Origin of the sequence: Streptomyces sp. NPDC001678, assembly GCF_042892945.1 — a bacterium.
Taxonomy (GTDB): domain Bacteria; phylum Actinomycetota; class Actinomycetes; order Streptomycetales; family Streptomycetaceae; genus Streptomyces.
Map to the genome: position 1 here is coordinate 66,568 of NZ_JBIAUP010000009.1, position 16,984 is coordinate 83,551.

A 16,984-nucleotide genomic window follows, 5' to 3' on the forward strand; every position below is an offset into this window, starting at 1 on the left:
GACCACTTGAAAATCTCTTGAACCGGATACGGGGGATCAATAAAGTCCCTCGCGATCCCGGAAAGATCTGACCGGAATAAGGGGGGCGGCAGCAATGCGCAAGAACTCGAAATCACCGAACGGCGCCACACCGGGCCGAGCATCGACCACACTGGTCGATCATTTCCGGAACGTCTTCGCCGAAAACCCGGCGGAACGCACCTTCCGCTTCCTCGTCGACGGTGAGGGGAACCCGCTCGCCCGTACCAACGCCGACATGGACCGCCGGATCCGCGTGATCGCGGCCGCGCTCCAGGAGCGGGTCCCCGCAGGGGAACGGGCGCTGATCCTCTGCCCGGCCGGTCTGGACTATGTGGCGTCGTTCTTCGCCTGCCTCTACGCGGGAGTGATCGCGGTGCCGGTGTACCCGCCCGATCCCGCGTTCCTCAAGCGCACGCTGCCGCGACTGGTGGGCATCATCGAGGACGCCCGCCCCGCCGCCGTCCTCGCGCCCGCGTCGGTCACCGCGCTGCGGGACCGCTTCGCCGCCACCGCCCCCGCGCTCGGACAGCTGGCATGGCTGAGCGTCGACGACCTCGACGACGCGGCCGCCGACTCCTGGCACCACCCGGACCTCACCGGCGACGACCTGGCCTTCCTCCAGTACACCTCCGGTTCCACCAGCCGCCCCAAGGGCGTGATGGTCACTCACGCCAACCTCGCCCACAACCTGACCGAGCAGAACCGGCGGCTCTTCGCGGCCGGCGACACCGACCACATGGTCAGCTGGCTGCCGCCCTACCACGACCTGGGGCTGATCTTCGGGCTGCTGGCGCCCGCCCACGGCGGATACCCGGTGACCTTCATGTCGCCCTTCTCCTTCCTCAAGCGCCCCGTCCGCTGGCTGCGGGCGATATCCGAGCACCACGCGACCCTCAGCGGCGCCCCCAACTTCGCCTACGAGCTGGCCGCGACGAAGATCGCCGAGGAGGACCGTGCCACCCTCGACCTGAGCGGCTGGCGGCTCGCGCTCAACGGCGCCGAGCCGGTCCGCCAGAGCACACTGGACCGGTTCGCCGAGACCTTCGCCGACGCCGGATTCCGGCGCGAAGCGCTCTACCCGGCCTACGGGCTGGCCGAGGCGACCCTGGTCGTCTCCGGCGGCGACCGCGCCGCGGCGCCGGTCGCCCGGCGGCTCGCGTCCGGAGAACTGGCCCGGCACCACGCCGTCGACGCGGCCCCGGGCGAGGACGCCCGGACGGTGGCCGGCTGCGGCGCCTCCCTCGACGGCCAGACCGTCGCGATCGTGGACACCGACACCCACACCCGGCTGCCCGAGGGCCGGGTCGGGGAGATCTGGGTCAGCGGCCCGAGCGTCGCCCACGGCTACTGGCAGCGGCCGCGCGAGACCGAGGAGACCTTCGCGGCCCACATCCCGGACACCGGCGAAGGCCCCTTCCTGCGCACCGGCGACCTGGGGTTCCTCGACGGCACCGAACTCCACGTCACCGGCCGCATCAAGGACGTCCTCGTCATCGCGGGCCGCAACCACTACCCGCAGGACATCGAACGGACCGTCGAGGAGGCCGACCCGGCCCTGCGCCCCGGCTGCGGAGTGGCCGGCGCCCGCGAGGCCGGCGACGAGGAGCGGCTGATCATCGTCCACGAGGTCGACGGCGGCCCGGACGACCTCGACACCGACCGCGTCATCGCGGCGATACGGGCCAGGGTCGCCGAGGAACACGGGCTCCAGGCGCACCACATCGCCCTGGTCGGCCGCGGCCGGGTCCCCAAGACCTCCAGCGGCAAGCTCCAGCGCGCCGCGTGCCTGGACTCCTTCCTCGACGGCACCCTCGCCACCGTCGCCACCTGGAGCCAGACGCCGACGCCGGCCGCCGGCCGCACCGCGCCCGGCGAGGGCACGACGCCCGGCCCGGGGCGGAACCGGATCGAGGAGTGGCTGCTGACCGGGCTCGCCGACCGGCTCGGCGTCCCGGCGAGCGAGCTGGACCCGCGCCGGCCCATCGCCGGCTACGGATTGCAGTCCGTGGAGATGGTGACGATGATCGGCGACCTGGAGCAGTGGCTCGGGCGGCCGGTGAACACCACGGTGGCCTGGGAGTACCCCACCGTCGAGGCCCTGGCCGGCCACCTCGCCGGCGCACCGGCGAAGGCGGTGGAGCCGTCCTCCGGCGACGACCGTGCGACCGTCCCCGGCCCGGCCGCGGCCGCCCGCCCCGCCGGCCGGCCGGGCGGAGCGCCGTCCGCCCCCGAGCCCGTCGCCATCGTCGGGATGGGCTGCCGCTTCCCCGGCGGCGCCGACAGCCCCAAGGCCTTCTGGGACCTGCTGTGCGAAGGCCGTGACGCCATCACCGAAGTGCCGGCCGACCGGTGGAAGGTCGACGAGTTCTACGACAGCGACCCTTCGGTGCCCGGCCGCACCCCCACCCGCTGGGGCGGCTTCCTCGACGGCGTCGACCGCTTCGACGCCCGGTTCTTCGGCATCCCGGCGCCGGAGGCGGCCCGCATGGACCCGCAGCAGCGGCTGCTGGCCGAGGTCGCCTGGGAGGCGCTGGAGGACGCCGGCATCCCGGCGGAGAGCCTGGCCGGCTCGCGCACCGGGGTCTTCGTCGGCATCTCCACCTTCGACCACGCCACGCGCAGGCTCACCGAGCTGGACAGCATCGACGCCTACACCGGCACGGGCAGCGCGCTGAGCATCGCCGCGAACCGCCTGTCGTACCTCTTCGACCTGCGCGGCCCCAGCATGGCCGTGGACACCGCCTGCTCCTCCTCGCTGGTCGCGGTGGTCCAGGCGCTCTCCGCGCTGGCGAGCGGCGACTGCACCGCCGCCCTCGTCGGCGGCGTCAACCTGATCCTCTCCCCGGCGTTCGCCATCAACTTCGGCAAGGCCGGGGTGATGGCCCCCGACGGGCGCTGCAAGACCTTCGACGCGAGCGCCAATGGATACGTCCGCTCCGAGGGCGCCGGAGTCGTCGTCCTCAAGCCGCTCAGCCGGGCGCTCGCGGACGGGGACACCGTGCACGCCGTCATCCGCGGCGGCGCGGTCAACCAGGACGGCCGGAGCAACGGCCTCATGGCCCCCAACCCGCAGGCCCAGGAGGCCGTCCTGCGGGCCGCCTACGCCAACGCCGGCGTACGGCCGCAGGAGGTGCACTACGCCGAGGCCCACGGCACCGGGACCGTGCTCGGCGACCCCATCGAGGCCAAGGCGCTGGCCGCCGTGCTCGCCGAGGGCCGGGACGCCGAAACCCCCTGCCTGATCGGCTCGGTGAAGTCCAACCTCGGCCACATGGAGGCCGCGGCCGGCATGGGCGGCCTCATCAAGGCCGCTCTGATGGTGCGTCACCGGATGGTCCCGGCGAGCCTCCACTACCGCGAGCCCAACCCGCACATCCCCTTCGACGAGGTGGCGCTGCGGGTCGCCGACCGGCTGCAGCCCTGGCCCGCGACGGAGGGGCCCGCCCTCGCCGGCGTCAGCTCCTTCGGCTTCGGCGGCACCAACGCGCACGTCGTCGTCGAAGAGGCGACGCGACAGCCCGTCGCCGAGCCTCCCGCCCCCGGCCACGCCTACGCGCTCGCCGTCTCGGCCCGTAGCGAGGAGGCCCTCCGCGACCTCGCCGGCCGGTACGTCACCCGGCTGGCCGCCGGGGCCGGGCTCACCCCGCAGAGCCTCGCCTTCGCCGCCGGGGTCCGCCGCGACCACCACGAACACCGCATCGCCGTCGTGGGCGGCACACTGGGGGACTTCCACAAGGCACTGGCCGCGTTCACCCGCGGCGAGGAGGCGCCGGGCCTGTCCACCGGCGGGCGGCGGGTCGGCCGGCGGCCGAGGACGGCGTTCGTCTTCTCCGGGCAGGGCGCCCGCTGGTGGCCCGTCGCCGCCGACCTGCTGAAGACCGAGCCGGTCTTCCGCGCCGCCCTCGAGCGCTGCGACGCTCTGCTGCGCAGGCACACCGACTGGTCCCTGCTCGCCGAGCTGACGGCCGATCAGGACGGGTCACGGCTGATGGCCACCGACGTCGGCCAGCCCGCCCTGTGCGCCGTCCAGATCGCCCTCGCCGCGCTCTGGCGGTCCTGGGGCGTGGAGCCCGCCACCGTCGTCGGCCACAGCGTCGGCGAGATCGCCGCGGCCCACGTCGCCGGCGCCCTGGGCCTGGAGGACGCGCTCCTGGTGGCGCTGCACCGCGGCCGCGCGCTGCGCGCGGCGGCCGGCCGCGGCCGGATGGCCATGGCCGGCGTCTCCCACGAGCGGGCGCTGCGCGTCCTGGCCGACCGCGCGCCCGGCCCCGTGTGGATCGCGGCGAGCAACAGCCCTGGCAGCACGGTGTTCTCCGGCGAGGGCGCGGCCCTGGAGCGCCTGGCCCGCGACCTGGAGGCCGAGGGCGTCTTCTGCCGGGTCCTGGAGTCGGTCGAGTTCGCCTCCCACTGCCCCCTGATGGAGCCCGCGGCCGGTGAGCTGTGGCGCCTGCTGACCGGCCTGACGCCCCGGGCTGCGGCGATCCCGATGATCTCGACCGTCACCGGCGAACCCGTCGACGGCGCCCGGCTGGACGCCGAGTACTGGGCCGCCAACCTCACCTCGCCCGTCCTCTTCGACCACGTCGTCACGGCGCTGGCCGACTCCGGCCACGACGCCTTCGTCGAGATCTCCCCGCACCCCATGCTCGGTGAGGCCGTCACGGAGCGGCTGGCCGTCCAGGAGGCCGACGGCGTGGTGGTCGCCTCGCTCCGCCGCGACACCTCCGGCCGCCACTCGGTCCTGGACGCGGTCGGCCGCCTCTACGCCGCCGGCTACCCCGTCGACTGGGGCCGCCTGTACGGCTGCGGCGGACCGATGGCCGACCTGCCGACCTACCCCTGGCAGCGACAGCGCCACTGGGTCGACGACGAAGGCGGGCGCGCGCGCCGGACGGCGCGCGAGGGCCACCCCGCCCTGCGCGACTTCGTGCGCTCCGCCGTCGCGCCCGGTGCCTCGTACTGGTCCGCTCGCGTCGACCTCGCGGACTTCCCCTACCTGCGGGACCACCGCGTCGGCGGCACGGCCGTACTGCCCGCGAGCTTCGTGCTGGACGCGGCCCTGGCCGCGGCGCGGCAGACGCTCGGCGACCAGCGGACCGTCATCGAGGACGTCCGCTTCACCCGGATGACGGTCGTGCCCGAGGAGGCGGCCGGCACCACCCTCCAGCTCGTGGCGTTCCCCGAGACCGGGGACACCGGCTCCTTCCGGCTGTTCAGCCGCGGTGGCGAGGCGGACGACGGACAGGACTGGGCCGAGGCGGCGCGCGGCAGGTACCGGATCCCGGCACGCGACGCGCAGGGCCCCGACACCGCCGACACGCTGGACGCCCTGCGCGACCGCTGCCCGGAGCCCACCGACGCCGACGGCCATTACGCGGCCCTCGACCGGGCCGGCCTCGGGTACGGCCCCGCGTTCCAGGGCGTCGACGAGATCCTGCGCGGCGAGGGCGAGGCCCTCGCCCACCTCCGCGGCCTGCCGGAACTGACCACGGACAGGGACCCCTACCTGGTCCACCCGGCCCTGCTCGACAGCGCTCTGCAGGTGCTCGCCGCGGCGCTCGGCGAGGCCGCCACCTACCTCCCCGTCGGCGTCGGCCGGTTCACGCTGGTCCCCGGGCACGCCGCCCCCCGCTGGGCCCACGCGGTGATCGACACCGCGGAGGCCGTGCCCGAGGGAACCCACCGCGGAAGGGTCCTGCTCCTCGACGATTCCGGCCACCGGGTGGGCGAGGTCGGCGGGGTCACCCTCCAGCGCCTGGACGGCGCGGAGGAACGCGACGCCGTCGCCGAGTCCCTGCTGGAGCCGCGCTGGCAGGAGGCGGCCGACGACCCGGCCGCGGCCCGCGCGGACGCGGCCGCCGGCTGGTGGCTCCTCCTCGCCGACCGGACGGGCACCGGCGACGACCTGCGCTCCAGGATCGAGGCGGCGGGCGGCACCTGCGTCACCGTCACCCCCGGCGACGGCTACCGGCGGTTGGACGAGCACCGGTACACCGTCGACCCCGCCGGGCGCGAGGACCTCACCACGCTCCTCACGGAGCTGTACGCCACCCTGTCCGCGCCCGCGGGCGCGGTCCACGCCTGGACGCTCGACGCCGACTTCGCCGACGACGACGTGCCCGGCGCGCTGTGGACGGCGACGGACGGTGGCACCGTCTCGGCGCTCCACCTGGTCCAGGCCCTCACCACGGCCGACGGGGACCACACGCCCCCGCGTCTGGTGCTGGCCACCCGGGGCGCCCAGCGGATCCGGGACGAGGACGCGCCCCCGGCCGTCGCCCAGGCACCGCTGTGGGGCCTGGCCCGGGTACTGCGGCTCGAGCACGCCGAACTCCGCTCCACCGTCGTCGACCTCGACCCGGATCCCGCCGCCGACGCGGCCGGGCTCCTGGACGAACTGCTGCGGCCCGGGGACACGGAGGAACTGGCGCTACGGGACGGCAAGCGGTTCGTCCCCCGCCTCCGGGCCTGGAGCGCCCCCGGGGAGGAGAACGCCACGGCCTGGCACCGGCGCCCCTACGCCCCCCGGGAGGACGGCAACCACCGCCTCCTGGCGACCCGGCCCGGCACGCTGGACAGCCTGACGCCGACCCGGTGGGACCGGACCGCACCCGGCCCCGGACAGGTCGAGATCGAAGTCGGCGCCGCCGGCCTCAACTTCAACGACGTGCTCAAGGCCATGGACATCTGCCCCGGCGTGCCCTCCGGCAGCAGCGTGCCCCTCGGCGGCGAGTGCGCCGGGCGGGTGACCGCCGTGGGCGAGGGGGTCGACCGGTTCCGGCCGGGCGACGCGGTGATGGCCATCGCCACCTCCAGCATGGCGGCCCACGCCACCACCGCCGCCGCCCTGGTGGCGCCTCGGCCCTCCGGGCTCGACGACGCCCGGGCGGCCGCCCTCCCCGTCGCCTTCCTGACGGCGATCTACGGCCTGGAGTACCTGGCCCGCCTGGGCGAGGGGGAGAAGGTCCTCATCCACTCCGCGACCGGCGGCGTCGGCCTCGCCGCTCTGCAGGTCGCGCGACGCAACGGCGCGGAGGTCTATGCGACGGCCGGCACGAAGGAGAAGCGGGAACTGCTGCGTTCCCTCGGCGTCCGGCACGTCATGGACTCGCGGTCGCTGGACTTCGCCGACGAGATCAGGGAACTGACCGACGGCCACGGCGTCGACGTGGTCCTCAACTCGATCGCCGGCGAGGCGCTGGCCCGCGGCCTGCGACTGCTGGCGCCGGGCGGCCGTTTCGTCGAGATCGGCAAACAGGACGTCTACGACGACAGCCACCTGGGCCTGGGCCTGCTCAAGCAGAACCGGCACTTCTTCGCCGTCGACCTCGAACTCTCCTTCGCCGAGCAGCCGCGGCTGGTCGCCCACCTCTTCGACGAGCTGGTACGCGGCTTCGCGGACGGGGACTTCACCGCGCTGCCGGTGACGGACTTCCCGTACTCCAAGGCCTCCGAGGCCTTCGCCCGCATGGCCAAGGCCCGGCACACCGGAAAGATCGTGCTGCACCCCGACGCCTCCGGCCCCGCGACGATCGCCGAACGCGCCACCGGGCCCGTCCGGGCGGGCGCGACCTACCTGATCACCGGCGGCCTGGGCGCGCTGGGCCTGGAGACCGCCCGGTACCTCGTCGACCAGGGCGCCCGCCACCTGGTGCTCGCCGGCCGGAGCGGCCCCTCGGCCGCCGCGGAGGCGGTCCTCGGCGAACTGCGCTCCCGGCAGGCCCAGATCGAGACGCGCGCGGTGGACGTCTCCCGTCACGAGGACGTCACCGCCCTCCTCGGCGGGATCGACGCCTCGATGCCACCGCTCGCGGGCATCGTCCACGCCGCCGGCACCCTCGACGACGGCCTGCTGGGCCGGCTCGACGCGGACCGCTTCCGGGCCGTGGCCGAACCCAAGGCGGCGGGCGCCTGGCACCTGCACCGGGCGACCCGCGAGCGCGCGCTGGACTTCTTCGTGCTCTACTCCTCCGCCGCCTCGCTCATCGGCTCGGCCGGCCAGGCCAACTACGCCGCCGCCAACGCCTTCCTGGACGCCCTGGCACAGCACCGCCGCGCGCTGGGCCTGCCCGCGCTGAGCGTCAACTGGGGCCCCTGGGCGGAGGCCGGACTCGCCGCCCGCCCGGACCGTGGCGGCGCGCTGTCCGCCCGGGGCCTCCTCAGCATCGTCCCGAGGGACGGCATCGAGGCCCTGGACCGGCTGTTGCGCACCCCGACCGCCCAGGCCGGCGTCCTGCCGCTCGACCGGGAGAAGCTGCGGCAGTCCGCCGACGGCGCAGTGGTCCCCGGTCTCCTCGCGAGCCTGCTGGACACCGGCGCGGGCACCCCCGGCACCCGGCGGCCGCAGAGCGGGGTCCGCAAGGAACTGCTGGCGGTCGAGCCGGGCCGGCGCCGCCGGGCCATCCTCGTACAGCACTGCCGGGCGGAGGCGGGCCGTGTGCTCGGGCTCGACGCGGCGGACATCGACACGGCCGCCCCGCTGACCAGCATGGGCTTCGACTCGCTGCTCTCGCTCGAACTGCGCAAACGACTGGAGTCGTCCCTGTGGACCGAGCTCCCCGCCACCATCACCTGGCGCTACCCGACGATCGACGTGCTGGTCCCCTTCCTCGCCGAGCGCATGGACATCCCCCTGGAAGCCGGACCCGACGACGACCCGGCGCCGGCAGGCGCCACCACCCGGACCGAGGCCACCGCCGCCCCGCCGCACGCTGACGACACCGAGAGCGACCTGGACGCGCTCTCCGACGGCGAGATCGAGGCGCTCCTCCTGGCCAAGACGAAGCAGATCGACGAAGGGCGTTGAAATGACCTCGGAAAACACCACGCCGGGCGGCGAGACGACCTCGGCATCCACGCTCAAACGCGCCTATCTGACGATGGAGCGGATGCAGCGCCGGCTCGACGCGTACGAACGCGCCGCCTCCGAGCCCGTCGCGATCGTCGGCCTCGGCTGCCGCTTCCCCGGCGGAGCGGTCGACGCCGACACCTACTGGAACGTGCTCAGCAAGGGCATCGACGCCGTCACCGAGGTCCCCGCGGACCGCTGGGACGCCGACGCCTTCTTCAGCGAGAAGCCCGCTCCGGGAAAGGTCAGCACCCGCTCGGGCGGCTTCCTCGACCACGTCGACCGCTTCGACCACGAGTTCTTCGGCATCTCCCGGCGCGAGGCCCTCTTCATGGACCCGCAGCAGCGGCTGAGCCTGGAGGTCGCCTGGGAGGCCCTGGAGAACGCGGGCCTGGCGCCCTCGTCCCTGGCCGGCAGCCGGACCGGCGTCTTCATGGGCGTCGCCAGCTTCGACTTCGCCACCGAGACCCTCCACCACCCGCTGGACTACACCGCCCACGCCACCACCGGCTTCGCCCACAGCGTCCTGCCCGGGCGTATCTCCTACACCCTCGACCTGCGCGGCCCGAGCGTGGCCGTCGACACCGCCTGCTCCTCCGCCCTGGCCGCCGTCCACCAGGCCGCCCAGAGCCTGCGCTCCGGCGAGTGCGACCTGGCCCTGACCGGCGGTGTGAACGTCATCCTCTCCCCCCTGCCGAGCGTCTCCTTCTCCCAGTTCGGCCGCATGGTCTCGGTGGACGGGCGCTGCAAGGCGTTCGACGCCTCCGCCAACGGCTATGTGCGCAGCGAGGGATGCGGCGTCATCGTCCTCAAGCGCCTGTCGGACGCCGTCCGCGACGGCGACAACGTGCTCGCCGTCCTGCGCGGCGGCGCCGTCGGCCAGGACGGCCGCAGCGCGGGCCTGACCGCCCCCAACGGCTCCGCCCAGCGCGATGTGCTGCGCCGCGCGGTCGCCGCCGCCGGCGTCGAGCCCCACGAGGTCACCTTCGTCGAGGCGCACGGCACCGGAACCCGGATCGGCGACCCCATCGAGGTGGAGGCGCTGGCCGACGTCTACGGCCGCGAGCAGGGCGCGCCGTTCTACCTGGGCTCCTGCAAGACCAACATCGGCCACCCCGAGGCGGCCGCGGGCATCGCCGGGCTGATCAAGGTCGTCCTCTCCCTCCAGCACGCCCAGATCCCCGGGAACCTCCACTTCCAGCAGCTCAACCCCGACATCTCCTTCGACGGCACGACCTTCACCGTCCCCACCGAGCTCACCCCGTGGCCCGCCACCGGCGGCCGCCGCATCGCCGGCGTGTCCAGCTTCGGATTCAGCGGGACCAACGTCCACCTCATCCTGGAGGAGGCTCCCGAGCGGACCGAGCCCCCGGTGGACGACACCCGGCCGGTGTCCGTGCTGGCCCTCTCGGCCAAGAGCGAGTCCGCCCTGGCCGAACTCGCCGGCAGGTACCGGGACCGGCTGAGCGCCGAAGGTCCCGGCTCCGCCGCCGACTTCTGCCACTCCGCCAACACCGGCCGCTCCCGCTTCCGCCACCGCCTGGCCGTCACCGGGTCCACCAAACGTGAACTCGCCGACGGACTGGCCGCGTTCACCGGTGGCGAACCACTGCCGGAGAGCACGGCCGTCGGCGAGGCCAGTGACCGCGACGTGGTGTTCCTCTTCACCGGCCAGGGCGTCCAGCGCGTCGGCATGGCCCGCGGCCTGTACGAGACCCAGCCCACCTTCCGCAAGGCGCTCGACCGCTGCGCCGAGATCCTGCGGCCCATGCTGCCCAAGCCCCTGCTGTCGGTCCTCCACCCGGAGGACCCCGAGTCCCAGGAGGTCAACGAGACCGGGTACGCCCAGCCGGCCGTCTTCGCGGTCGAGTACGCCATGGCGGAGCTGTGGCGGTCCTGGGGCGTGGAGCCGGTGGCCGTCATGGGCCACAGCTTCGGCGAGTACGTGGCGGCGTGCGTCGCCGGCGCGATGAGCCTGGAGGACGGCCTCAAACTCACCGTGGCGCGCTCCCGGCTGATGCAGACCCTGTCCGACAGCGGCGCGATGGCGGCGATCTCCGCCTCCGAGCTGGAGGTCGCCGAGGAGATCGCCGACTGGCCCGACCGGATCTCCGTCGCGGCCGTCAACGGGCCCGCCAACACCACGATCTCGGGCGACCGCGAGCTGGTGGAACGGGTCTGCGCCGTCTTCTCCGAGCGCGGGGTGCGGGCCAAGCTCCTGCACATCACCACCTCCTCGCACTCGCCCCTGATCGAGCCCATCCTCGAGCCCCTGCGCCGCGCCGCGGAGGAGATCACCTTCACGCCGCCGCGCATCCCGCTCGTGTCCAACCTCGACGGCCGGCTGTGGCAGTGGGACGAGGCGCCCGACGCCGAGTACTGGTGCCGCCACGCCCGCCGGCCGGTCCGCTTCGCCGCCGGCGTCTCCACCCTGCTCGGCATGGGCTACCGCACCTTCATCGAGGTCGGCCCCGCCCCGACCCTCCTGGGCCTGGTCGGCGACATGCTGCCCGCCGACCACGACGCGCTGCTGCTGCCCAGCCTGCGGCCCAAACAGGACGACTGGCAGGTGCTCTCCGCGGCCGTCGCCCAGTTCCACGCGCACGGCGGCGACCTCGACTGGCACGGCTTCGACGCCGACCACACCCGCACCAGGGTGCCGGTGCCCACCTACGCCTTCGAGCAGACGCCCGTATGGCGCGAGCCGCGCCACCGCGGCGCCGACGCCCAGGACGGCCAGGGGTACGAGCCCGGAGCGGAGGAGCCGGAGGAGACCGGCGGGTTCGCGGACGAGGACCTGCTCCACCGCCTCGACTGGCAGCCCGCGGACGCCCCCGCCGCGCCCCTGACGGACACCGCCCCCCGGACCTGGGTCGTACTGGCCGACGGCACGGGGGCCGGTGAGGCCCTCGTGACGGCCGCCGCCGCCCGCGGGGAACGCGCCGTGCGCGTACGGCCCGGGGACGAGTACCGCTTCGACGGCTCCACGGAGGCCGTCGTGCGCACCGACCGCGCCACCGACCTCGCCCGCCTGCTGGGCGAACTGGCCGCCTTCGGCGACGAGCTCGAGGTCGTCCACCTGTGGAGCCTGGACGAGGCCGGGACCACCGGCTCCGGCGCCGCCCTGCTGCGGGCGCAGCGCGACGGCTGCATGAGCGCGGTGCGGGCCGCGCAGGCCCTCGCCAAAGGCACCGGCGACGCCACCGCGCGCCTGTGGCTGGTGACCCGGGGCGCCGTGCGCACACCCGCCGACGACGCGAGCGGCTCCCCGCTCGCCGTGGCCTCCGCCCCCCTGTGGGGCCTGGGCCGCGCCCTCCAGCAGGAGCACTCCGGCGTCTGGGGCGGCCTCGTCGACCTCGATCCCCAGGCCGGCCCCGAGTCCCTCGCCGCCCGGCTGCTCGACGAGATCGCGCGCCGTGACGGGGAGGACCAGGTCGCCCTGCGCGGCGAGGGCCGCCACGTCGCCCGGCTGGTGCGCGAGCAGCTCCCCGACACCCCGGCCCGTGGCGCCCTCTGGCGCCGGGACGCCGCCTACCTGATCACCGGCGGCCTCGGCGGCCTCGGCCTCGAGGTGGCCCGGTCGCTGGCGCGCGCCGGCGCCCGCCACCTGGTGCTGGCCGGCCGCACCCCGCTGCCGCCGCGCGAGGAGTGGGCCACGCTGCCCGCCGACGGCCCGGAGGCCGCGAAGACGGCCGCGGTCCGCGAGCTGGAGGCCCTCGGCGCGAGCGTGCGCATCGAGGCGCTCGACGTCTCCGACGAGGACCGGGTGCGCGCCTTCCTCGACCGCTACGACGCCGAGTGCCGGCCGTCGATCCGCGGTGTGGTGCACGCGGCGGGCGTCGGCGACGTCGTACCGCTGCTCGACCTGGAACCGGACGCCCTCGAGTGGCACCTGCGGTCCAAGGCGCTCGGCGCCTGGGTGCTGCACCGTCAGTTCGAGCACCGCGAGCTGGACTTCTTCACGCTCTTCTCCTCGACGAGCTCGATCCTCAGCTCGCCCTTCTTCGCGGCGTACGCGGCCGCCAACGCCTTCCTGGACTCCCTGGCCCGGTACCGCCGCGAGCTGGGCAAGCCGGCCCAGAGCGTCAACTGGGGCATCTGGCGGAACACCGGCATGGCCGCTCGGGAGGCCGAGTCCACTCCGGGCCTCAGCCGCGGCATGGGCACCCTCCGCCCCGGCCAGGCGCTGCGCGTCCTGCACCGCCTGTTCCGCCACGACCTGGCGCAGGTCGCCGTCGTGCCGGTGGACTGGTCCGACTGGGGCCGCCGGTACCAGGACGTCTCGGGATCGGCCCTGCTCTCCGAGCTCGTGGGCGCGCGCGGCAGCGTGCCCGCCGCCCGGGCCGTCGCCCGGCGCGCCCGGAGCCTGCCCACCCGCGAGGAGCTCCTGGGGCTCCCGGAGGGCGAGCGGGCGCAGACGCTCACCGCGCAGCTCCTGCTGAGCGTCACCGCCGCCGTGGACGCCCGGTCCTCCCGGCCCGACGCCGGCACGCCCCTGATCGACCTGGGGGTCGACTCCCTGATGGCCGTCGAGCTGAAGAACGAGATCGAGGGCGGGCTCGGGGTGTCCCTGCCCATCTCCGCCTTCCTCGAAGGCGCCTCGGTCCGCACGCTGGCCGAGCGGATCACGGGGCACCTGGCGGAGGGCGGGGCGCCCGCCGGGAACACGGCCATCCAGCGCGTGGAGCGCTACGAGGACGCCGCGGCCGAGCTGCTGGCCCAGCTCGCCGACCTCCCCGAGGGCCGGGCCGGGGCCGGACACGAGGACGTGAAATGACCGACCTTCAGGCGAGCCTGGCGGCGCTCTCCCCCGAGAAGCGCGCCCTGTTCGAAAAGCTGATGCGCGAGCGCGGCCCGGCGGAGAACGCCTTCCCCCTCTCCGTGGCACAGCAGGGGATCTGGTTCCTGGAACAGCTGCGGCCCCACAACCCCGCCTACGTCATCCCCGCCGCCCTGCGCATGCGCGGCAGGCTGGACCCCGGCGTGCTGCTCGACGCCCTCAACGAGATCGTCCGGCGTCACGAGTCCCTGCGCACCGTGTTCCCGCTGCGCGACGGCAAGCCCGTGCAGGTCGTCCGTCCGTACCTCGCCCTGGACCTTCCCGAGACGGACCTGAGCCGGTCGCGGCCGGGCGGGGCGGAGCTGGAGAAGGCGATCACCGAGGCGCTCGACGAGCCGTTCGACCTCGCCGCCGGGCCGCTGCTGCGGTTCCGCCTGCTGCGGCTCGGGACCGACGACCACGTCCTGGCGCTGGCGATGCACCACCTCGTCTCCGACGGCTGGTCCGTGGGCGTCCTGGTGTCCGAACTGTCCGCTCTCTACGCGGCGTTCGGGTCCGGCAAGCCCTCGCCGTTGCCGGAACTCGCCATCCAGTACGGCGACTTCGCCGCCTGGCAGCAGCAGCGCACGCGCGGGCCGGAGCTCGCGGAGGACCTGGAGTACTGGCGGCGTCACCTGGCCGGGGCGCCCGCCGCCCTGGAGCTGGCGACGGACCGGCCCCGGCCCGCGGTCCAGGGATTCAACGGAGGGTCCGTCCCCTTCTCCCTGCCCGAGCCGCTGATGCGTGCCCTGGGCGAGGTGGGCAAGCGCCACCGCGCCACCCCGTACATGGCGCTGCTGGCGGTCCTGCAGATCCTGCTGCACCGCTACAGCGGCCAGGACGACGTGGTCGTCGGCGTGCCGACGGCGGGCCGGGGCAGGGCCGAGGCCGAGCCGCTCATCGGTTTCTTCGTCAACACCCTGCCGGTCCGCACGGACCTGAGCGGCGGCCCCGGCTTCGGCGAGGTGCTCGAACGCGTGCGGGAGTCCTGCCTGGGCGCCTACGCCCACCAGGGCGTCCCCTTCGAGCGGATCGTGGAGGAGCTGCGCCCGGCCCGCGACCTGAGCCGGTCCCCGGTCTTCCAGGCCGGCCTGTCGTACCAGAGCGACCCGCTGCCCGCCCTGGCGATGGCCGGGGTGGAGATCGAGCGCGTACCGCTGAGCGCCGAGGGGGCCCGCTTCGACCTCGAGCTGCAATGCTTCGACGAGGCCGGCCGGCTCACCGGCTGGTTCGAGTACGACCGGGACCTGTTCGACGAGGCGACCGTGGCCCGGATGGCCCGTCACTTCCGGCGGCTGGCCGAACTGGTGGCGGCCGACCCCCACACCCCCGTCGACCTGCTGGACCTGCTGGACGACGCCGAGCGCCACCGCATCGTCGTCGAGGCCAACGACACCGCCCGCCGCTGGCCGGGCAAGGGCCTGATCCACGAGTGCTTCGAGGAACGGGCGCGGCTCCACCCCGAGGCCGAGGCCGTGCGCTTCGAGGGCGACTCCCTGACCTACGGCGAGCTGAACCGGCGCGCCAACCGGCTGGCCCGCCGGCTGCGCCGCCTCGGCGTGGACCGCGACGTACTGGTCGGCGTCGCCATGGAACGCTCCCTGGAACTGGTGGTGAGCCTGCTGGCGGTCCTCAAGGCCGGTGGCGCCTATGTGCCGATGGACCCCGGCTATCCGCGGGCCCGGCTCGCCCACATGCTCGAGGACGCCGCGGCGCCGGTGCTGCTGACGCAGCGCCGGATCCTCGGACAGCTTCCCCCGGCCGGGGCGCGGACGCTGTGCGTCGAGGAGCTCGCCGAGGAGCTGGCCCGGGAGGACTCCGACGACCTCGGGGTCGCCGTGGCCGGGGAGGACCTGGCCTACGTCATCTACACCTCCGGCTCCACCGGCCGGCCCAAGGGCGTGATGAACGTCCACTCGGCGATCCGCAACCGCCTGCTGTGGATGCAGGACGCCTACGGGCTGGACGGCACCGACCGCGTCCTGCAGAAGACCCCCTTCTCCTTCGACGTCTCGGTGTGGGAGTTCTTCTGGCCGCTGATGACCGGGGCGGTGCTGGTCGTCGCCCGGCCCGAGGGGCACAAGGACAGCCGCTACCTCGCCGAGACCATCCGCGCCGAGTCCGTCACGACCGTGCACTTCGTCCCGTCGATGCTCCAGCTCTTCCTGGAGGACCCGGAAGCGGAGCGGTGCGCCGGCCTGCGGCGCGTCATCTGCAGCGGCGAGGCGCTGTCCGCCTCCCTCCAGGAGCGCTTCTTCGCCCGGTCGGGCGCGGAGCTGCACAACCTCTACGGACCGACCGAGGCGGCCGTCGACGTCACCGCCTGGGCCTGCCGGCGCGACGGTGATCCACGGCCGGTCCCGATCGGGTACCCCATCGCCAACACCGCGATGTACGTGCTGGACCGCCACCTGCGGCCGGTCCCCGACGGTGTGCCGGGCGAGCTGTACATCGGCGGCCACAACCTCGCCCGGGGCTACCTGGGCCGGCCGGAGCTGACCGAGGAGCGCTTCGTTCCCAGTCCCTTCGGCCCGGAGCCCGGGGCACGCCTGTACCGCACCGGCGACCTCGCCCGCCACCGCGGCGACGGCGCCCTGGAGTTCCTGGGCCGTCTCGACCACCAGGTGAAGCTCCGGGGCCTGCGCATCGAGCTCGGTGAGATCGAGTCCGTGCTGAACCGGCACGAGCGGGTGCGCGAGGCCGTGGTGGTGGCCCGCGAGCACGGCGCCGCGGACGTCCGGCTGGCCGCCTACCTGACCGCCGAGGGGCCGCGGGCCCCCGCCGCCGGTGAGCTGATCGCGCACCTGAGGGAACGGCTGCCCGAGTACATGGTGCCGGCCGCCTTCGTCGTGCTGCCGGAGCTGCCGCTCACCCCCAACGGCAAAGTGGACCGGGCCGCCCTGCCCGAGCCCCAGGGGGAGCGGCCCGAACTCGGGACGTCGTTCGTGACGCCCCGAGACGGCCTGGAGGCGTCCCTCGCCGGGCTGTGGCGCGAGCTGCTCGGCGTCGAACGGGTCGGCGCCCACGACAACTTCTTCGACCTGGGCGGCCACTCGCTGCTGATGGCCGAGTTCAAGAACCGGCTCGCGGAGACGCTCGGCCACCGGCTCTCCATGATCGAACTCTTTCAGTACCCGACGGTCGGTTCCCTCACGGAGTACCTCGGCCGCCCCGGCGCATCGCGCGGGGGGCCGGCCCTCGGCGCCCAGGACCGCGCCGAGAGCCGTCGTCAGTCCAGGGACCGGAGGCAGCGGACCGCTGACCGCCGGGCGCGTTCACGGAACGGTAGGTGACCC

The 16,984-nt window shown here is 74.5% G+C and carries 3 protein-coding genes; all 3 read left to right on the forward strand.

All coding sequences use genetic code 11. The annotated features are described in order from the left end of the window. Positions 1-94: 94 nt before the first annotated feature. Genes ACFYZR_RS20065 through ACFYZR_RS20075 form a run of 3 tightly spaced genes read left to right on the forward strand, consistent with a single transcriptional unit; the run spans position 95 to position 16,981 of the window. The gene (locus tag ACFYZR_RS20065; protein WP_391912026.1) at positions 95-8,827 is read left to right on the forward strand and encodes an SDR family NAD(P)-dependent oxidoreductase; all 8,733 of its coding nucleotides are present in this window, start codon (positions 95-97) and stop codon (positions 8,825-8,827) included. Between the two features lies 1 nt (position 8,828). Beyond that, on the forward strand, positions 8,829-13,646 hold the full coding sequence (locus ACFYZR_RS20070; RefSeq protein ID WP_391912028.1) for an SDR family NAD(P)-dependent oxidoreductase: 4,818 nt from the start codon (positions 8,829-8,831) through the stop codon (positions 13,644-13,646). Beyond that, complete coding sequence (locus tag ACFYZR_RS20075; protein WP_391912030.1) at positions 13,643-16,981, forward strand: amino acid adenylation domain-containing protein; 3,339 nt, start codon at positions 13,643-13,645, stop codon at positions 16,979-16,981. Before ACFYZR_RS20070 ends, ACFYZR_RS20075 begins: the two co-directional genes overlap by 4 nt. Positions 16,982-16,984: the final 3 nt, after the last annotated feature.